The 19,428-nt window shown below is 69.5% G+C and carries 17 protein-coding genes; 15 read left to right on the forward strand and 2 right to left on the reverse strand.

The genetic code is table 11. The features are described 5' to 3' along the window. The first annotated feature begins 104 nt into the window (after positions 1-104). From ftsH to C8E96_RS10060, 12 genes are all read left to right on the forward strand, one after another. Positions 105-2,498: an ATP-dependent zinc metalloprotease FtsH gene (ftsH, locus tag C8E96_RS10005; protein ID WP_091379905.1), complete on the forward strand. Its 2,394-nt coding sequence runs from the start codon at positions 105-107 to the stop codon at positions 2,496-2,498. 39 nt (positions 2,499-2,537) lie between these two features. Further along, positions 2,538-3,161, forward strand: a complete 624-nt coding sequence (gene folE, locus C8E96_RS10010) for a GTP cyclohydrolase I FolE (protein WP_091379902.1) — start codon at positions 2,538-2,540, stop codon at positions 3,159-3,161. Beyond that, positions 3,158-3,994, forward strand: coding sequence for a dihydropteroate synthase (gene folP, locus C8E96_RS10015; RefSeq protein ID WP_166657938.1), 837 nt, complete (start codon positions 3,158-3,160; stop codon positions 3,992-3,994). The genes folE and folP overlap by 4 nt, the downstream gene beginning before the upstream one ends. Continuing rightward, on the forward strand, positions 3,991-4,368 hold the full coding sequence (gene folB / locus C8E96_RS10020) for a dihydroneopterin aldolase (RefSeq protein ID WP_091379899.1): 378 nt from the start codon (positions 3,991-3,993) through the stop codon (positions 4,366-4,368). The genes folP and folB overlap by 4 nt, the downstream gene beginning before the upstream one ends. Next, entirely contained in the window at positions 4,365-4,859 is a 495-nt protein-coding gene (folK, locus tag C8E96_RS10025; RefSeq protein ID WP_091379896.1) for a 2-amino-4-hydroxy-6-hydroxymethyldihydropteridine diphosphokinase, read from the forward strand. Before folB ends, folK begins: the two co-directional genes overlap by 4 nt. After that, on the forward strand, positions 4,856-5,329 hold the full coding sequence (locus C8E96_RS10030) for a DUF3180 domain-containing protein (protein WP_091379893.1): 474 nt from the start codon (positions 4,856-4,858) through the stop codon (positions 5,327-5,329). The genes folK and C8E96_RS10030 overlap by 4 nt, the downstream gene beginning before the upstream one ends. 46 nt (positions 5,330-5,375) lie before the next feature. After that, the gene (locus tag C8E96_RS10035; protein ID WP_091575060.1) at positions 5,376-8,081 is read left to right on the forward strand and encodes a DUF6779 domain-containing protein; all 2,706 of its coding nucleotides are present in this window, start codon (positions 5,376-5,378) and stop codon (positions 8,079-8,081) included. A gap of 373 nt (positions 8,082-8,454) precedes the next feature. Next, on the forward strand, positions 8,455-9,609 hold the full coding sequence (locus tag C8E96_RS10040) for a PrsW family intramembrane metalloprotease (protein ID WP_228770081.1): 1,155 nt from the start codon (positions 8,455-8,457) through the stop codon (positions 9,607-9,609). A 168-nt stretch (positions 9,610-9,777) separates the two neighbouring features. Next, positions 9,778-10,668, forward strand: coding sequence for a Rossmann-like and DUF2520 domain-containing protein (locus tag C8E96_RS10045; RefSeq protein ID WP_091380546.1), 891 nt, complete (start codon positions 9,778-9,780; stop codon positions 10,666-10,668). Continuing rightward, complete coding sequence (gene panC / locus C8E96_RS10050; RefSeq protein WP_091379885.1) at positions 10,665-11,555, forward strand: pantoate--beta-alanine ligase; 891 nt, start codon at positions 10,665-10,667, stop codon at positions 11,553-11,555. Before C8E96_RS10045 ends, panC begins: the two co-directional genes overlap by 4 nt. A 14-nt stretch (positions 11,556-11,569) precedes the next feature. Continuing rightward, the gene (gene panD / locus C8E96_RS10055) at positions 11,570-12,043 is read left to right on the forward strand and encodes an aspartate 1-decarboxylase (RefSeq protein WP_091379882.1); all 474 of its coding nucleotides are present in this window, start codon (positions 11,570-11,572) and stop codon (positions 12,041-12,043) included. Further along, complete coding sequence (locus C8E96_RS10060) at positions 12,043-12,819, forward strand: type III pantothenate kinase (RefSeq protein WP_091379880.1); 777 nt, start codon at positions 12,043-12,045, stop codon at positions 12,817-12,819. Before panD ends, C8E96_RS10060 begins: the two co-directional genes overlap by 1 nt. On the opposite strand, the gene C8E96_RS10065 is transcribed toward C8E96_RS10060, so the two are convergent. Further along, positions 12,816-13,556 (reverse strand): class I SAM-dependent methyltransferase, encoded by a 741-nt coding sequence (locus C8E96_RS10065; protein WP_091379877.1) that lies wholly within the window; start codon positions 13,554-13,556, stop codon positions 12,816-12,818. The two genes, C8E96_RS10060 and C8E96_RS10065, sit on opposite strands and share 4 nt — an antisense overlap. Before the next feature lie 88 nt (positions 13,557-13,644). Here C8E96_RS10065 and lysS point away from each other — a divergent pair, with 88 nt between their 5' ends. Then, positions 13,645-15,099: a lysine--tRNA ligase gene (gene lysS / locus C8E96_RS10070; RefSeq protein ID WP_091380543.1), complete on the forward strand. Its 1,455-nt coding sequence runs from the start codon at positions 13,645-13,647 to the stop codon at positions 15,097-15,099. 119 nt (positions 15,100-15,218) lie between these two features. After that, complete coding sequence (locus C8E96_RS10075) at positions 15,219-15,563, forward strand: histone-like nucleoid-structuring protein Lsr2 (RefSeq protein WP_091379874.1); 345 nt, start codon at positions 15,219-15,221, stop codon at positions 15,561-15,563. A gap of 76 nt (positions 15,564-15,639) precedes the next feature. On the opposite strand, the gene C8E96_RS10080 is transcribed toward C8E96_RS10075, so the two are convergent. Beyond that, positions 15,640-16,452, reverse strand: coding sequence for a (2Fe-2S)-binding protein (locus C8E96_RS10080; protein WP_091379871.1), 813 nt, complete (start codon positions 16,450-16,452; stop codon positions 15,640-15,642). A gap of 340 nt (positions 16,453-16,792) precedes the next feature. On the opposite strand from C8E96_RS10080, the gene C8E96_RS10085 reads away from it, so the two are divergent. Continuing rightward, positions 16,793-19,357, forward strand: a complete 2,565-nt coding sequence (locus C8E96_RS10085; RefSeq protein WP_091379868.1) for an ATP-dependent Clp protease ATP-binding subunit — start codon at positions 16,793-16,795, stop codon at positions 19,355-19,357. The last annotated feature ends 71 nt before the right edge of the window (positions 19,358-19,428 follow it).

The raw sequence follows: 19,428 nt of genomic DNA on the forward strand, positions 1-19,428 counted from the left end.
GGTACTCTGGTGGGACCGGAGTGCCCCGTCCGGTCGGGTAATGGTCGTCATTGCCCTCGCGTGCAAGTCAGGGAGGGTGGAGGCCGCTCGCCGGCCGTAAGTGCATGGACCGCAAGCGCCTGCTTCGCAACCCGCTGCTCTGGATCCTGGCGGTGTTGCTGCTCTACTTCGCCTTCAGCATGCTGTTCGACGACACCCGTGGGTACACGGCAGTACCCACGTCGAAGGCCGTCGCGCAGATCCAAGCCGGCAACGTCAAACTCGCCGAGCTGGGTGACAAGGAGCAGCAACTCAAGCTGACCCTGAACACGCCCATCGACCAGGACGGGCAGCAGGTCACCAAGATCCTCTCCCAGTACCCGGCCGGTGCCACCCCGCAGATCTTCGACTCGATCATCGGCAAGACCGGGACCGAGTTCAAGACGATCGTCACCCAGGACTCGTTCCTGACCCAGATCCTGATCTTCCTGATCCCGCTGGGTCTGCTGTTGCTGCTGCTCATGTGGATGATGAACAACGTCCAGGGCGGCGGGAACCGGGTCCTCAACTTCGGCAAGTCCAAGGCCAAGCAGTTGCCCAAGGACATGCCGAAGACGACGTTCGCCGATGTGGCGGGCGCCGACGAGGCGGTCGAGGAGCTCTACGAGATCAAGGACTTCCTGCAGAACCCCGCGCGGTATCAGGCGCTCGGCGCCAAGATCCCCAAGGGCGTGCTGCTCTACGGTCCGCCCGGAACGGGCAAGACCCTGCTGGCCCGCGCTGTCGCGGGTGAGGCCGGGGTGCCGTTCTACTCGATCTCCGGTTCGGACTTCGTCGAGATGTTCGTCGGTGTCGGCGCCTCGCGTGTGCGCGACCTGTTCGAGCAGGCCAAGCAGAACTCTCCCTGCATCATCTTCGTCGACGAGATCGACGCGGTCGGCCGCCAGCGCGGCGCCGGCCTCGGCGGCGGTCACGACGAGCGCGAGCAGACCCTCAACCAGCTGCTCGTCGAGATGGACGGCTTCGACGCGCGCGGCGGGATCATCCTGATCGCGGCGACGAACCGGCCCGACATCCTCGACCCGGCGCTGCTGCGCCCTGGCCGCTTCGACCGGCAGATCCCGGTGTCCGCACCGGACCTGATGGGCCGCAAGCGGATCCTGGAGGTGCACTCCAAGGGCAAGCCGATGGCACCCGACGCGGACCTGCACAGCCTGGCCAAGCGCACCGTCGGCATGTCCGGCGCCGACCTGGCCAACGTCCTCAACGAGGCCGCCCTGCTCACCGCCCGCCAGAACGGGTCGCTGATCAACGGCGCCGCGCTGGAGGAGTCGGTCGACCGGGTCATCGGCGGTCCCGCGCGCAAGAGCCGGATCATCTCCGACAAGGAGAAGAAGATCACGGCCTACCACGAGGGCGGCCACGCCCTCGCCGCGTGGGCGATGCCCGACCTGGAGCCGGTCTACAAGCTCACGATCCTGCCGCGCGGTCGCACGGGCGGTCATGCGCTGGTCGTCCCCGAGGACGACAAGCAGCTCATGACCCGCTCGGAGATGATCGCCCGCCTGGTGTTCGCCCTGGGTGGCCGCTCCGCCGAGGAGCTGGTCTTCCACGAGCCGACCACCGGCGCGTCCAGCGACATCGAGCAGGCCACCAAGATCGCCAAGGCGATGGTGACCGAGTACGGCATGAGCGCCCGGCTGGGCGCGGTCAAGTACGGCCAGGACCAGGGCGACCCGTTCCTGGGCCGCTCGATGGGCCACGCGCCGGACTACTCGCTCGAGGTCGCGCACGAGATCGACGAGGAGGTGCGCAAGCTCATCGAGGCCGCGCACACCGAGGCGTGGGACGTGCTCAACACCTACCGCGACGTGCTCGACGAGCTGGTGGTCGAGCTGCTGGAGAAGGAGACGCTGACCCGCAAGGACCTGGAGCGGATCTTCTCGAACGTCGAGAAGCGCCCCCGGATCACCGCGTTCAACGACTTCGGCGAGCGCACCCCGTCGGACAAGCCGCCGATCAAGACCCCGCGCGAGCTCGCCAAGGAACGCGGCGAGCCTTGGCCGGAGCCCGAGCCCACCCCGGTGGCCGTGGCTCCCGGCGGCAACGACCTGCCCGGTGGTCCGCCGCACACCAACCCGGAGCCGCCCAGCGGCAACGGCGCGGCCCCCAACGGCACCCCGCCGCCGTACGGCGCACCGCCGCCCTATGGCAACCCGCCGCAATACGGCCAGGGCACCCCGCCGCAGTACGGCCAGGGCCAGCAGCCCCCGCCGTACGGCCGCCCGCCGGAGCCGCAGGGCACCGGCAGGCACGCGGGCCCGCCGCACTACGGCGCCCCGCCCGGCTGGACCCCGGCGACGACGCCGTCCGGCCACCCGCAGCACCAGGGCGGCCCGCACCAGTCGTGGCAGCCGTCGTGGGGCGAGCGGCAGAACGAGCAGCAGCAGCAACAGCGCGGTGAGACGGGTTCCACAGGGCGGGATCAGGACTCCGATGGGCGCCCGCAGGGTTCCTAATGGGATGGTGGCGATAGCCAGCCCAGCTCGGAGGTTCCGATGAACGACAGCCGCAGGAACGGGGCCGGGACGTACGACGTCCCGGCCCCGGTCTTCGACCAGGACCGCGCCGAGAAAGCCGTCCGCGAACTTCTGCTCGCCTGCGGTGAGGACCCGGACCGCGACGGTCTGCTCGACACCCCGGCCCGCGTGGCCCGCGCCTACGCCGAACTGTTCGCCGGGCTCTACACCGACCCGGAATCGGTGCTGAACAAAACGTTCGACGAAAGCCACGACGAATTGGTGCTGGTCACCGACATTCCGATGTTCAGCACCTGTGAACATCATTTGGTGCCATTCCATGGAGTAGCGCACGTCGGCTATATCCCGAATGAGCAAGGGCGAATCACCGGACTGTCCAAACTGGCCCGTCTCGTCGACCTCTACGCCAAGCGCCCGCAGGTGCAGGAGCGGCTGACGTCGCAGGTCGCGGACGCCATGATGAAAAAGCTCGAACCCCGCGGGGTCATCGTGGTCATCGAGGCGGAACACCTCTGCATGGCGATGCGCGGAATTCGCAAACCCGGTGCGCGGACCACGACTTCGGCACTGCGTGGAATTCTCAAATCGTCGCCGTCGTCCCGGGCCGAGGCGATCGAGCTGATCAATGGGCGGACTAGGTGACCGCACTGCCCGACCCCGGCCGCTGCGCGGTCATGGGTGTGCTGAACGTGACCCCGGATTCCTTTTCCGACGGTGGCCGCTACGTCGGTGTCGACGACGCCGTGGCGCACGGGGTGGCGATGTGGCGGCGTGGGGCCGACCTGATCGACGTCGGCGGTGAGTCCACCCGGCCCGGCGCCTCGCGGATCGACGCGGTCACCGAGATCGAGCGCGTGATCCCGGTTATCAAGCAACTGTCCCAAGAGGGCGTCGCGGTCAGTGTGGACACCACCCGGGCGGAGGTCGCCGAGGCGGCGATCGCGGCGGGCGCGTCGGTGATCAACGACGTGTCCGGTGGGCTGGCCGACCCGGCGATGGCCGGTGTCGCCGCCGCCACCGGGGTGCCGTGGATCTTGATGCACTGGCGCGGGCACAGCCGGGACATGGATTCGCTGGCCGAGTACGAAGATGTCGTCGCCGAGGTTCGGGACGAGCTGCTGGCCCAAGTGGACGCCGCCGTCGCCGCGGGTGTCGCCCAGGAGGCGATCGCCCTCGACCCGGGACTCGGTTTCGCGAAGAACGCCGAGCACAACTGGGCGCTGCTGGCCAAACTCGACGTCCTCATCGACCTCGGGTTCCCGGTCCTTGTCGGCGCCTCACGCAAGCGCTTCCTCGGCACGCTGCTCTCCGACCCGGACGGCAGGCCGCGCCCGCCCGACGGCCGCGAGGACGCGACCGCCGCCATCTCGGCACTCGCCGCCGCCGCGGGCGCGTGGGGTGTGCGGGTGCACGACGTCGACCGGTCGCTGGACGCGGTCGCGGTGTCCGCTGCGATCAAAGGAGCCCGCCGGTGACGGACCGGATCACGTTGACCGGGCTCAAAGTCCGCGGCAACCACGGCGTCTTCGACCACGAGAAGCGTGACGGTCAGGACTTCATCATCGACATCACGCTGTGGATCGACCTCGACCAGGCCGCCGCGACCGACGACCTGCGCCACACCGTGCACTACGGCGAACTCGCCGAACGCGCCGCCGCGATCGTCGCCGGTCCGGCCCGCGATCTGATCGAGGCGGTCGCAGGCGAGATCGCCGACGGCGAGATGAAGGACAGCCGCGTCCACGCCGTCGAGGTGACGGTGCACAAGCCGAGCGCGCCGATCCCGCTGACCTTCGCCGACGTCGCCGTGACCGTGCGCCGGTCCCGGCGGTCGAAAGGCAGCCGGTGACCAGGGCGGTCCTGTCGATCGGGTCGAACCTCGGCGACCGCGCCGCCAACCTCCGAGTCGCCGTCGACGGGCTGGCCGACGTCCTGATCGCGGTGTCACCGGTCTACGAGACGGCGGCGTGGGGTGTCACCGACCAGCCCGACTTCCTCAACGCGGTGCTGATCGTCGACGACGACGCGACCGACGAATGGGGCTGGCTGCGTCGCGCGCAGGAGTTGGAGAACCGCGCGGGTCGCGTCCGCACGCTGCATTGGGGGCCGCGCACGCTGGATGTGGACGTGGTGACGGTCGACGGTGTCCGCAGCGAGCACCCCGAGCTGCTGCTCCCGCATCCCGGCACGCACGAACGGGCCACGGTCCTGGTGCCCTGGCTCGACATCGAGCCCGACGCCGAGGTCCCCGGGCGCGGGCTTGCTCGTGATCTTCTCGCTACCTTGGACACCGAGGGCGTGCGCAGGCGCGATGACCTTGACCTAGGAGTTGCGCGGTGAGGTTCACCAAGGCACGTGATCTGGTCCCGGCGGGCGCGGTCACCGCCATCGGCGTGTACCTGGGAATCCGCCTGCTCTACGGCGAACTGCCGCCGCTGCCGACCTTCGCGGGCATCACGCTGCTGGTCTTGGCGATCGTCGAGACGGTCTTCGGCTTCGGGCTGCGCGGCCGCATCCGGGCGACGTCGGGCAAACCGGTGCAGGCGTTGACCGCGGCCCGCGCGGTGGCGCTCGCGAAGGCCTCGTCGCTGCTGGGCGCGATCATGCTCGGCGCGTGGGTGGCTGTGCTGGCCTATGTGGTGCCCGAAAGCGCCCGGGTCGCCGCCGCCAAGTCGGACGTCCCGAGTGCGGTCATCGGCGTTGTTTGTTCGATCTTGCTAATTGCCGCGGCGCTGTGGCTCGAACATTGTTGCCGGACCCCGGATGACCGCGATGACCTGCGTCAGGACCGGTTTCGGAACACTGAATGACCTCCGTTTGGTCTCGCCAAGGTAACGGCCCGGTACGGTAGGGCCCATGACGGGCCGGACGGACGCCACCGCGGAGCGGGAAGCGAGCTCTTCGAGCGCGCGGATCATGCTCGCCGCCGCGGTCGGTCTCGCACTCGCCGCGACCATCGTCCTGGTCCTCAGCGACTCTGTTCGCTGGATGCGCCTGGGCGTATTAGCCGCGCTGTGGGCCGCCCTCGCGGGCGCCTTCCTCGCCGCGAAATACCGCAGACAAATAGCCGACCGTGCCGAGGACGCCCAAGCGCTGCGCAAGGTCTACGAACTGGAACTCGAACGCGAGGTCGCCGCCCGCCGCGAGTTCGAACTGGAAGCCGAAGCCGAGGCACGGGCCAAGGTCGAAGCCGAGGCCCGCGACGACCTGGCCGAACTCCGCGAGGAACTCCGCGCGATGCGGGAGAACCTGGAGAAACTCCTCGGCGGCGGCGAAGTCCTCGTCGAGCGCATCGCCTTACGCGCCGAGGCCACCCGCATGCGCTCGGTCGACGGCGACCAGCGCGTTGTCGGTGCCGCGCAGGGCGCCCAGCTCCGCCGTCTCACCGCCGCGAAGTCCGTTCCCGGCGACGCCGAGACGGAGATGATCGAACGAATCCGCGCGGACGCGAAGGCACAGCCGCGCAACCGTCGCCCCGATTTCAAGCCGCATCCGGCCGAGGTTTCAGACCGGTGGTTCATCGACGGACCGGACAGCGAGCCGATCGACCCCAACTGGACGCCGTCGTGGGAGACGGGGGAGCAGCCCCGGATCCGCGTCGATCAGAACGGCAGGCGCACCGCCGAGCCGCAGCGGCGGGAACCCGAGACGAGCAAGGGCATTCGCCCGGCGCAGCTGCCCGCGGGGTCGGCGGCGCAGCGGCTCAATGGCACGGACGCACGGTCGAACGGGTCGGCGGACGTGCGTGTGCCACAACGGCTGAACGGGTCGGCCGAGCACCCGGCGGAGGAGACCAGCAAGGGCATGCGGCCCGCGGGGGGACAGAACGGGCACCCCGCCACCGAGTCCGGCCTGCGCCCGGCGCAGCGGCTGCCGAACGGCTCGACCGCACACCCGGCCGCCGAGACGAGCAAGGGCATGCGCCCCGCCCCCGACCCGAACCAGGCGCTGCGCTCAGCGGCCGCGCCGGTGGACCCGCGAATCCGCGCCGGTTCCGCGCCGGAGACGAGCAAGTCCATCCGCCCGCTCGCGTCGAACGGCTCGGGCCACTCGGGGACCAGCCAGGCCATGCGTTCGCCCGAAACCAGCCAGGCCATGCGGTCGCCGGGCCACCCGGAGACCAGCCAGGGCATGCGCCCGGTCGCGCAGAACGGGTCGGGCCACCCGGAGACCAGCCAGGGCATGCGCCCGGTCGCGCAGAACGGGTCGGGCCACCCGGAGACCAGCCAGGGCATGCGTCCCGTCGCGCAGAATGGGTCGGGCCAGCCGGAGACGGTCCAGGGCATCCCCCCGGTCCGCCGAATCCCCGCCGCCGACCATCCGGCCGCGGCGACCAGCAAGGGCATCCGGCCGGTCCACCCGGCCGCCGAGACGAGCGCGGCCATGCGGCGGGCGCAGCGGGTGGCCGCCGGGCTGGAGGGCCCGGCGGAGACCAGTCTCGGCCTGCGCCAGCCGGGACAGGTGGCACCTGAGCGCCGGACCGAGACCAGCTTGGGCCGAGGATCCGAACGACCGGTCGAAACGAGCCTGGGGATGAGCCGAGGTCCTGAGCGCCGGGGCGAGACCGACCTGGGTCTCGGGCGCGGAACTGAGCGGCAGGTCGAGGCCGGCTTGGGGATGGGCCGGGGTGCTGAGCGGCAGAGTGAGACGGGCTTGGGGATGGGCCGGGGTGCCGAGCGGCAGGTCGAAACCAGCTTGGGGATGCGGCGGGATATGCCCGAGCGGCCTGCCGAGACCAGTCTCGGCATGCGGCACGCGGCGCCGGACAGCGAAGGCCACGGCACCCGACCGACAGGCGAATCGGCGGGCCGCTCCGGCTCCCGGACGCAGGACAGCCCCCGACGGTCCGACAGCGCGGCCGACCAGCGAGGCCGCCAGGACCCCCCGGCCCCACAACGGCTCAGCGACAAGACCGCGGTGGACCCAGTCGACCCCCGCGTGACCCCACCCGCGCGCGCCGACTCCGAGGGCGGCCGCAGGCGCGCGCCGACCGGCACGTTCCCGCCGGTGACCCCTGGTCGGCGGTCGGTGGAAGCGAGTCCCGCCGAGACCAGTGGATACCAGCCCCCTGCCCGCCGCTCGGCCGAGGCCGCGGAGGAGAGCGGACACCACTCGCGGTCGACGGGTCGTCGGTCGGCGGAAGCCACGCCGGCCCCGACCGGCCGCAGCTCGGCGGAGTCCACCAGCCGCCGCGCCGCGGAGGTCAGTCCGGCCGAGACCAGCGGTTACCAGCCGAGGCCAACCGGTCGCCGATCTGCGGAAACCACCCCAGCCCCCACCGCCCGCCGCGCAGCGGAGGCGACGCCTGCCGAGGCCAGCGGGTACCAGCCCACCGGCCGCCGGTCGGCGGAGGCAACGCCACCCCCGGCCCCCACCGGCCGCCGCGCCAAGCCGGACGACGACGAAGGCGGCCGCAGGCGCCGGTCCGAAGGCACACCACCGTGGCAGGACACCACCACCGAACCAGCGGGCTCCCACGCTGAAGGCACGTCGGTGAAAGACCTCCTCGCCGCCCACGGCGGCACCGCGACCACCGGCCGCCGTCGCCGCCGCGAGGACTGACACGTCGCCGCCGTTGAGGGTGGTGGGTTTTGTCGGGGCATGGGTGAAGGATCTCCTCGCCGCTCGCGGTGGCACCGTGAGCACCGGTTGTCGCCGTCCGCGGGAGGACTGACGCGGCGCCGCCATTGAAGGTGGGTTGTGGCGGGGCGTGGGTGAAGGATCTTTCGCTGTTTACGGTGGGTCGGTGGGCGTCGCCCTGATCGAGGGCGCTCGTTCCCGACCACTACCCCCGCGGTGCGAGCCACCGTCGGGTGTTGTCAACCATCACCGACGTGATCGCCATGCCCGCCAGGTCTTCGCAGCGTGATCGGCTTCCACCCGTTGGGAGCGTTCGCGCGCCCGCCACCTGTTGTCGGCCCTAAGATCACTGTTCGTGTATCGACTTCCCACTTCCAACCGGCCCACCCGCGGGCTCACCGTCCTGCTGCCCATCGCGGGCCTGGTCGTGTTGGCCGCCTGTGGGCTGACCCTGCTCGCGCTCAGTACCGCGCGGGTCGGGATCGTCGCCGAGCTGGTCGGGGTGGGTGCCGCGCTGTTGCCCGTCGGGCCGGTGGTGGCGGCGTTCCTGTGGATCGACCGGTGGGAACCTGAGCCCGCCCGGTTGCTGTGGCTGGCGTTCGCCTGGGGCGCGTGTGTGGCGACGATCGCCGCGCTGCTGATCAACAACACCGCGGAGGCGGTGGGTGATCTGTTGCTGGGTATGGGAAACGGCGACAAGATCAGCGCGGTCGTGTCCGCCCCGCTCTTCGAGGAGGCGTTGAAGGGCGCGTTCGTTCTCGGGATTTTCCTTTTCCTGCGCGAGGAATTCAACGGCGTGGTGGACGGGATCGTCTACTCCGGATTCGTCGCCGCCGGGTTCGCCTTCACCGAGAACATCTACTACTTCGGCCGCGCGTTCGCCGAGTACGGCATCGGCGACAGCTCGTCCCCGGGTGTCGTGGCCGCCTTCATCCTGCGTGGCGTCCTCTCTCCCTTCACGCACCCGCTGTTCACCGCCATGATCGGCATCGGAATCGGCATCGCGGCGACGACCAAGTCGCGGAAGGTGGCCGCGTTGGCGCCGTTCTGCGGCTACCTGGTGGCCGCGCTGCTGCACGCCCTGTGGAACGGCGCGGCCACGCTCGGGACGGCCACGACCTTCCTCAGCGTCTACTTCCTGGTGATGGTCCCGCTGTTCGCCGCCGTGCTGATCTTCATCAACTGGCACCGCAAGCGCGAGCAGCGCATCGTCGCCTCCGCGCTGCCCTTCATGGTGGAGAGCAACTGGGTGGTTGCCTCGGAGGTCGACCTGCTGGCCAGCCTCGACGGCAGGCGCAAGTGGCGCAAACAGGTCCGGTCCCGGGCGGGCAAGCCCGCGGCGCGCGCGGTGGGGAACTACCAGGCCGCCGTCAGTGAGCTGGCGTTTCTCCGCGAGGCGATGCGCCGCGGCACGTGTGGGCCGGACGCCGATGACCGCGAGGTCGAGTTGATCGCACTGGTGCGGGTGCGCCGCGCCGAGGCGGTGCGGGCGGCCGAGCAGCGCGTCTGACCACTGTGGTGGAGGCGACACCGCTCGGTCCGGTGAAGCTGGTCACCTGGGCGCCACGCGGCCTTCGCCGGACGGCTACTCTCGCGCCGTCGTCTGGTACCCAGCACTGTCGCGGGACTGGAACGAGATAGAGGAGCCATTCACTATGTGCTCGAACGGGTTGAACCGATGACCCGGCCAGCCAGGTTGGCGGTCGGAGTCGTGTCGGCAGGCCGCGTAGGCGCCGTACTGGGCGCCGCGCTGGGCCGTGCCGGTCACACCGTCACCGCGGTGTCCGCGGTCTCCAAAGCATCCCTCGGCCGCGCCGAGGCCCTCCTGCCCGACGCGTCCGTCCGCCCGCCGGACGAGGTGGCGCGCGACGCCGACCTGGTCCTGCTGGCCATCCCGGACGACGTCCTCCCCGGCATGGTCCGCGGCCTGGCCGCCGCGGGCTCGCTGCGTCCCGGACAGATCGTTGTGCACACCAGCGGCGCCCACGGCGTCGACGTGCTGGCCCCCGCCGCCGAGCAGGGCGCGCTGACCCTCGCGCTGCACCCCGTCATGACCTTCACCGGCCGCGCCGAGGACCTGGAGCGCATCGCCGCGTGCTGCTTCGGGGTGACCGCCGCCGACGACGACATCGCCGCCTGGAACGTCGCCGAGGCACTGGTCGTGGAGATGGGCGCCGAGCCGGTCCGGGTGCCGGAGAAGTCCCGCCCGCTCTACCACACGGCCCTCGCCCACGGCGCGAATCACCTGGTCACGCTGGTCGGCGAGTGCGCGGACCTGCTGCGCACCGCCGACGTCGGCATCCCCGAGCGGCTGCTCGGCCCACTGCTGTCCGCCGCGCTGGACAACGCCCTGCGCCACGGCGACCGCGCCCTCACCGGCCCGGTGGCCCGCGGCGACGCCGGGACGGTCCGCAAGCACGTCCGCGTGCTCGCCGACAGCGCACCCGAGATGCTGCCCGCCTACCGGGCGCTCGCGGCCCGAACCGCCTACCGCGCGAGCGAGTCCGGCCTACTGCGCGCCGACCTGGTCGCCGACGTCGAAGCCGCCATCACCGAGGAGCCGTCATGACCACCCCCCGCTTCGCCACGGGCAAGCTGAACGTCCTCAATGGACCGCAGGACGTCGCGAAGACGACCCGCGCGCTGCGGGCGACCGGTCGCAAGATCGCGTTCGTGCCGACCATGGGCGCGCTGCACGACGGCCACCGCGAGCTGCTCCGCACGGCCCGCCGGATCCCGAACACCGTGCTGGTGACGTCGATCTTCGTCAACCCGCTGCAGTTCGGCGCGGGCGAGGACTTCGACCGCTACCCGCGCCCGCTGGAGGCCGACCTCGAGGTCTGCGCCCAGGAGCGGGTCGAGCTGGTGTTCACCCCGGAGAAGGAGGCGCTCTACCCGCCGGGCGCCCAGGTGACCGTCCACCCCGGACCGCTGGGCGACGAGCTGGAAGGCGCCGTGCGGCCAGGACACTTCGCCGGTGTGCTGACCGTTGTGGCGAAGCTGTTCAACATCGTCCGGCCGGATTACGCCCTGTTCGGCGACAAGGACTACCAGCAGCTCGCGCTGATCAAGAAGATGGTGCGCGACCTCGACATGGAGGTCTCGGTCATCGGCGTGCCGACCGTCCGCGAGGACGACGGCCTGGCCATGTCCTCCCGCAACGCCTACCTCGACCCCGAACAGCGCGCCGCCGCGGTCACCCTGTCCGCGGCGCTCGCCGCGGGAGCGCACGTGAGTGAGAGCGGCGGCCAGGCCATGCTCGCCGCGGCGCGCGCGGTGCTCGACCAGACCCCGGAGCTCAAGGTCGACTACCTGGAGCTGCGCGGACTCGACCTCGGACCGGCCCCGGAGAAGGGCGACGCCCGGCTGCTCGTCGCCGCCAAGATCGGCACCACCCGGCTCATCGACAACGTCCCGGTGCTGTTGGGCACCCCCGACCTCGCTCAGCACGCCTGAGAAGGGAGCACCCCATGCTTCGCACGATGCTCAAGTCCAAGATCCACCGTGCCACCGTCACCCAGGCCGACCTGCACTACGTCGGCTCGGTGACCGTCGACCCGATCCTGCTGGAGGCGGCCGACCTGCTGCCCGGCGAGCAGGTCGCGATCGTCGATGTCACCAATGGCGCCCGCATCGAGACCTACACGATCGAGGGCGAGCGGGGCAGCGGCGTCATCGGCATCAACGGTGCCGCCGCGCACCTGGTGCACCCCGGCGACATCGTCATCCTGATCGCCTACGGCCTGATGGAGACCGCCGAGGCCGCCGCGTACGAGCCGAAGGTCATCTTCGTCGACGCGGACAACAAGATCGTGCACGCGGGCACTGACGCCGCCCACGTGCCCGCTGACTCCGGCCTGCTCAGCGGGGCCGTCACGGCCGAGGCCCCGGCCGAGACCGTCGACGCCGCCAAGCTGGACGCGCTGCTCGCCATCGAGAACTGATGCTCCTCACGATCGACGTCGGCAACACCAACATCGCCCTCGGCGTCCACACCGCCGACGGTGAGCTGCTGCGCGACTGGCGGATGCGCACCGACACCCGGATCACCGCCGACGAACTCGCCCTGACCATGCGCGGCCTGCTCGGCGAACACGCGGACGCCATCACCGGCATCTCCGCGCTGTCCACGGTTCCGGCCGTGCTGCGCGAGCTGCGGGTGATGTTGGCGCAGTACTACCCGAAGGTCCACCGGGTGATCGTGGAGCCGGGTGTGCGCACGGGCGTGCCGCTGCTGGTGGACAACCCGAAGGAGGTGGGAGCCGACCGGGTGATCAACACCCTGGCCGCGCACCACCTGTTCAGCACGGCCTGCATCGTCGTGGACTTCGGCACGTCGACCAACATCGACGTCATCTCCGCCAAGGGCGAGTTCCTGGGCGGGGTCTTCATGCCCGGCATCGAGATCTCGGTCGACGCCCTCGCCGCTCGCGCCGCCGCCCTGCGCAAGGTGGAGATGGTGCGGCCGCGCTCGGTCATCGGCAAGAACACCGTCGAGTGCCTGCAGTCCGGGATCATGTACGGCTTCGCGGGCCAGGTGGACGGCCTGGTCGCCCGCATCACCAGGGAACTGGAACGCACCGGCCACGGCGGCCCGGTGACGGTCATCGCGACCGGCGGCCTGGCCCCGCTGGTGGTCGACGAGTCGGTCTCCATCGCCCACCACCGCCCCGACCTCACCCTGCTGGGCCTGCGCCTGGTCTTCGACCGCAACAGCTAGAGGCGCACCGCCCGCACGGCCACGGTGGACAGCGGCCGGATGAAGTCGCCCGAGGCCGTCTCCGGCCTGCTCCGCAGGTAAGCGCGCACGTCGTCGAGCAACGCGGCGCGTTCCGCGGGAGGAGCCAGCGCGACCTGCGAGTGCGTGCCGATGGTGGCGATGAACGACTCGATCGTGCGGGCCTGCCCATGCGGGACGAAGGTGTGCTCCGCCGGGGCCAGCCGCTCGTGCTCGGGGAGCATCCAGTTCACCACGAGCGCCGGGCCGATGCTGGTCGTGGTCGCTTCGGCCAGGTCCGCCATCCACGGCACCGTCACGTCGTCGCGATTCCAGAACAGCCCGAGCACTCCGCCCGGCCGCAGCACGCGAGTGATCTCGGTCAGCGCTTCGGGAGTGTTGAACCAGTGGAACGCCTGTCCCGCGACGACCGCGTCGAACGACCCGTCCTCGGCCGCAATGGACTCCGCGGTGCCGTCGAGGGCGGTCACTGCCGGCTGCCGCCTGGCCAGTTCCGCGCGCATGGCGGGGTCCGGCTCCACCGCCGTCACCGAACACCCCAACCGCACCAGCCCGTCGCTCAGCAGGCCCGTCCCGGCGGCGAGATCCAACACCGATTTCCGACCCCCGAGCACCCACTCGATGGCCGCGAGCGGGTAATCAGGCCGGTGCTCGGCGTAGACAGCGGCATTGGCGCCGAATGAACTCGCGCGCTCGGCGAACAGCTCCGGGTGGTCCATGAATCGACCGTAGCGCGCCTTCCGTACCCTTCGACCTGTGAACGAAGAGCTTCCAGACACCGCTGCCACCGACGACCTTCCCGAGCAGATGCGGATCCGTCGGGAAAAGCGGGAACGGCTGCTCGCCGCCGGTGTCGATCCCTACCCGGTCGAACTTCCGCGCACCCACACCCTGGCCAAGGTTCGCGCGGAGTATTCCGAACTGCCGACCGACACGGCCACCGGCGACATGGTGGGTGTCGCGGGCCGGGTCATGTTCCTGCGCAACACCGGCAAGCTCTGTTTCGCGACTCTTCGCGAAGGGGACGGAACCGAACTGCAGGCCATGCTGAGCCTGAACAACGTCGGCGAAGAGGCCCTTTCGGCGTGGAAGTCGGATGTCGATCTTGGTGACTACGTATTCGTCGAGGGTGAGGTCATCACTTCTCGTCGCGGTGAGTTGTCGGTGCTCGCCAATGAGTGGCGGATGGCGTCGAAGTCGCTGCGGCCGCTGCCGGTCGCGCACAAGGCGCTGAGTGAGGAAACACGCATTCGGCAGCGCTATGTCGACCTGATCCTGCGGCCGCAGGCGCGCGAGACCGTCCGCAAGCGTTCGGGTGTCGTTCGTTCACTGCGTGAGAGTTTTCACTCCCGTGAATACCTTGAAGTCGAGACGCCCATGTTGCAGACGATGCACGGCGGCGCCGCGGCCCGGCCGTTCGTCACGCGCTCCAACGCGATGGATATGGACCTGTTCCTGCGTATCGCCCCGGAGTTGTACCTCAAGCGGTGTGTGGTCGGCGGCTTGGAGCGGGTCTTCGAGATCAACCGGAACTTCCGCAATGAGGGCAGCGATTCCTCGCATTCGCCCGAGTTCGCGATGCTCGAGTTCTATGAGGCGTATGGCACCTACGACACGATGGCTGCGCTGACCCGCTCACTCGTACAGGAGGCGGCTGAGGCGGTCAACGGCTCGCAGGTCGTCACGCTCCACGACGGCACCGAATACGACCTGTCCGGCGAGTGGACGACGCTGACCATGTACGGGTCGCTGTCCGAGGCGCTCGGCGAGCAGGTCACGCCGGAGACTTCCGTTGAGGCGCTTAGGAAGCACGCGGATCGGCTGGAGCTTTCGGTGGACCCGAAGCTGGGTCACGGCAAGCTGATCGAGGAACTCTGGGAACACCTCGTCGGTGATCATCTTTTCGCGCCGACATTCGTGCGCGATTTCCCGGTCGAGACCTCGCCGCTGACCCGGCAGCACCGCAGTGTGGCCGGAGTCGCCGAAAAGTGGGATCTCTACGTCCGCGGATTCGAGCTCGCCACCGGTTACTCGGAACTCGTCGACCCGGTCGTGGAACGGGAACGCCTGGAGGATCAGGCGCGGCTCGGCGCGGCAGGCGATGACGAGGCGATGCTTCTGGATGAGGACTTTCTGCGTGCGCTAGAGTACGGAATGCCACCGAGTGGCGGCGTCGGAATGGGTATCGATCGACTGTTGATGGCGCTGACCGGCCTGGGCATCCGTGAGACGATCCTGTTCCCCTTGGTTCGCCCGGAATGACTCGACTCGGACACTAACGCAATCCGTGCGATTTGCGCTAACCTCTGTCGAGGTGTATTTCTACCTGTGACGGCCGGGCACTTCAATGGGCCGGCACATTCTCGCCCGGAGGAGGCGCAATGGCGCAGAAGGTTACGGTTTCACTGGTCGACGACCTTGACGGCTCGACGGCCGAAGAGACGGTCGAGTTCGGGCTGGATGGCGCGTCCTACCAGATTGACCTGTCCTCGAAGAATGCCGACAAGCTGCGTGAGGCGCTTGCCGACTTCGTCGAGAGCGCCCGCCGTTCCGGCGGTCGCAAGCGTGCGGCGAAGGCCGCCGTGGGTCGGGTGCCGCGCGCCGCGACCGCGGATCGCGAGCAGAACCAGGCGATTCGCGAGTGGGCACGCAAGCAGGGCATGAAGGTGTCGGACCGCGGTCGCATCCCGTCCGAGGTTCTCGACGCGTACAACGAGCAGGCCTGACCCTGCTCTGAAGGGGCTGCCCGCTTGTGCGGGTGGCCCCTTGCTTTTTACCCGGCATTTTGTGTAGCGCGGAATGTCAGCGCTTGCGGCACAGTCGCGGGCAGGTCGAACACTCTCCGCTGCCCTGTTCGAGCAGATAGTGGAAGCAGCAGCTTTCGCGCCTGCGGGTCCATTCGGTGGAACCACCGGAAATCGCGGCGGGGCGCAGTGTGGACGCCGAGGTGAACGGTGAATGGCCCGCGCCGAGGACCAGGGCGGCGTCCAATGCGCCCGCGGCTTCGTTGCCGTTATAGCGACCGGCCAGCCAAAACGCATTGTCCAAGGCGTCGGTGGCCGCGCCCCAGAGCGTGTGTTTCCCCAACCGCACCTGTGGGCCGAACACGGCGATGAAGCGGGCCGCGTGCGACCGGAACCGGCCGCGCAGCACCGTCGCCAACGCGAGATCGTCGGCCACGACGACCGCATGCGGGTCGCTCGCGGCGGGATCGTCGGGCAGGCAGGTGAAGTCGGGCGAGAGCAGGGCGACGGCGTCCGGGTCCGACATCGGCATGGCCCGGTGGAACGCGACGTTCTCCGGCCGCAGCGACGGCACCCGGCGCGCGTGGTGGAACAGCAGCCCGGCGGCGAAGCCGGGGGTGAGCAGATACCAGGACATGAGGTACGCGGCGACCGTGCGCTCCGGCGCCTCGCCGTAGGTCTCGCGCATCCAGTGCGCGAGGGCGGCGCTCCAGGCCGCGACCGCGCCCGGGTCGCTGAGGAAGTCCTCGGACGTCGTCCAGCCGGGTTCGTCGGGGATCCCGAGATGCACGCGCAGCCGGTCTTGGCGCGTATTGACGAAGGCGACGGACGAGGCCAGGTCGAGGTGCCTGGTGCGGTACGCGGCCGTCACCGGAGCAGGCCCCTGGGACGCGGCTCGAGTCGCATCGGCGCCCCCGTCTCTTGGATGGCCTCTTTGGTGAGGCTTACCTAACCTTACCGCGCGGTCGGGTGATCCCGCAGGCTGGTATCCCGGCGTGTTCGCGCTCAGCGGACAACCCCGGTTTCGCGGAATCCGCGCCGGTCACCGCACGTTGTGGAGGGTGAAGGGACCGCTGGGCGCGGCTGACGCAGGTGTTGGGCATGCAGTGGCACTGAGAGCTGACGCCGGGCCTACTACAGTGGTCCCACGGTGCTGAATCCACTAAAAGAGAGTGGAGAAGGGCCGCCGGCGCAGCAGTCAGGGAGTGAGAATGTTCGAAAGGTTCACCGACCGCGCGAGGCGGGTGGTCGTCCTGGCCCAAGAAGAGGCCCGGATGCTCAACCACAACTACATCGGCACCGAGCACATCCTCCTGGGCTTGATCCACGAGGGTGAGGGTGTCGCCGCCAAGGCGCTCGAGTCGTTGGGGATCGCCCTCGAGGGCGTGCGCCAGCAGGTCGAGGAAATCATCGGCCAGGGACAGCACGCGCCAAGCGGACACATCCCCTTCACCCCGAGGGCGAAGAAGGTCCTTGAGCTGTCGCTGCGTGAGGCGCTGCAGCTCGGACACAACTACATCGGCACCGAGCACATCCTGCTCGGACTCATCCGCGAGGGCGAGGGCGTCGCCGCCCAGGTCCTGGTGAAGCTGGGCGCCGACCTCAACCGCGTGCGCCAGCAGGTGCTGCAGCTGCTCTCCGGCTACCAGGGCGGCGAGAAGGCAGCCGAGTCCGGCGGCCGCGGCGAGGGCACCCCGTCCTCCTCGCTGGTGCTCGACCAGTTCGGCCGCAACCTCACCGCCTCGGCGCGCGAGGGCAAGCTCGACCCGGTCATCGGTCGCACCAAGGAGATCGAGCGGGTCATGCAGGTGCTGTCGCGGCGCACCAAGAACAACCCGGTCCTCATCGGCGAGCCCGGCGTCGGCAAGACCGCGGTCGTCGAGGGCCTGGCCCAGATGGTCGTCAAGGGCGAGGTGCCCGAGACGCTCAAGGACAAGCAGCTCTACACCCTCGACCTGGGCTCCCTGGTCGCCGGTTCGCGCTACCGCGGTGACTTCGAAGAGCGCCTGAAGAAGGTCCTCAAGGAGATCAAGACCCGCGGCGACATCATCCTGTTCATCGACGAGATCCACACCCTCGTCGGGGCGGGCGCCGCCGAGGGCGCGATCGACGCGGCCTCCATCCTCAAGCCGATGCTGGCCCGTGGTGAGCTGCAGACCATCGGCGCGACCACCCTCGACGAGTACCGCAAGTACGTCGAGAAGGACCCGGCCCTGGAGCGGCGCTTCCAGCCGATCCAGGTCGGCGAGCCGTCCCTCGAGCACACCATCGAGATCCTCAAGGGCCTGCGCGACCGGTACGAGGCGCACCACCGCGTCACGATCACCGACAAGGCGCTGGTGGCGGCCGCGACACTGGCCGACCGCTACATCAACGACCGGTTCCTCCCGGACAAGGCGATCGACCTCATCGACGAGGCGGGCGCGCGGATGCGCATCCGCCGGATGACCGCGCCGCCGGACCTGCGCGAGTTCGACGAGAAGATCGCCGACGTCCGCCGGGACAAGGAGTCCGCGATAGACGCGCAGGACTTCGAGCGGGCCGCGAAGCTGCGCGACAACGAGAAGCAACTGCTGGGCCAGAAGTCCGAGCGGGAGAAGCAGTGGAAGGACGGCGACCTCGACGTCGTCGCCGAGGTCGACGACGAGCAGATCGCGGAGGTGCTGGCCAACTGGACCGGCATCCCGGTGTTCAAGCTGACCGAGGAGGAGACCTCCCGCCTGCTGCGCATGGAGGACGAGATCCACAAGCGGATCATCGGCCAGGAAGACGCCGTCAAGGCCGTCTCCCAGGCGATCCGCCGCACCCGCGCGGGCCTCAAGGACCCGAAGCGGCCGTCCGGCTCGTTCATCTTCGCCGGCCCGTCCGGTGTCGGTAAGACCGAGCTGGCCAAGACGCTGGCGAACTTCCTCTTCGGCGATGACGACGCGCTCATCCAGATCGACATGGGCGAGTTCCACGACCGCTACACCGCCTCGCGGCTCTTCGGTGCCCCTCCCGGGTACGTGGGCTACGAGGAGGGTGGCCAGCTGACCGAGAAGGTGCGGCGCAAGCCGTTCTCGGTGGTCCTGTTCGACGAGATCGAGAAGGCGCACCAGGAGGTCTACAACACTCTCCTGCAGGTGCTGGAAGACGGGCGTCTGACCGACGGTCAGGGCCGCACGGTGGACTTCAAGAACACCGTGATCATCTTCACCTCGAACCTGGGCACCCAGGACATCTCGAAGGCCGTCAGCCTCGGCTTCACCGGTGGCAACGACCAGGGCTCGAACTACGAGCGGATGAAGAACAAGGTCAACGACGAGCTCAAGAAGCACTTCCGGCCGGAGTTCCTCAACCGTATCGACGACATCATCGTGTTCCACCAGCTCACCCGTGAGCAGATCATCACGATGGTGGACCTGATGGTCGCCCGCGTCGAGAAGCAGTTGAAGAGCAAGGACATGGCCATCGAGCTGACCGAGAAGGCCAAGTCGCTGCTGGCCAAGCGCGGGTTCGACCCGGTGCTCGGCGCCCGCCCGCTGCGCCGTGCGATCCAGCGCGAGATCGAGGACCAGCTGTCGGAGAAGATCCTGTTCGGGGAGATCCAGCCCGGCCAGATCATCATCACCGACGTCGAAGGCTGGGACGGCACCGACGAGCAGAGCCACGACAAGGCGACGTTCACCTTCCGGGGTGAGCCGAAGCCGAGCAAGGTTCCGGACTCGCCGCCGGTGGAGCTCTCGGCGCCTGCCGCGCCCGCGGAGCCTGCTGACGGAGACGAAGCCGCAGGCTGATTTGTCGCTGATTGCCGAGGGGCGGTCTTCCTTCCGGGGAGGCCGCCCTTCGGCGTTTCAAGGTCGAAGAG

The sequence above is a fragment of the Actinokineospora alba genome (assembly GCF_004362515.1).
GTDB lineage: Bacteria > Actinomycetota > Actinomycetes > Mycobacteriales > Pseudonocardiaceae > Actinokineospora > Actinokineospora alba.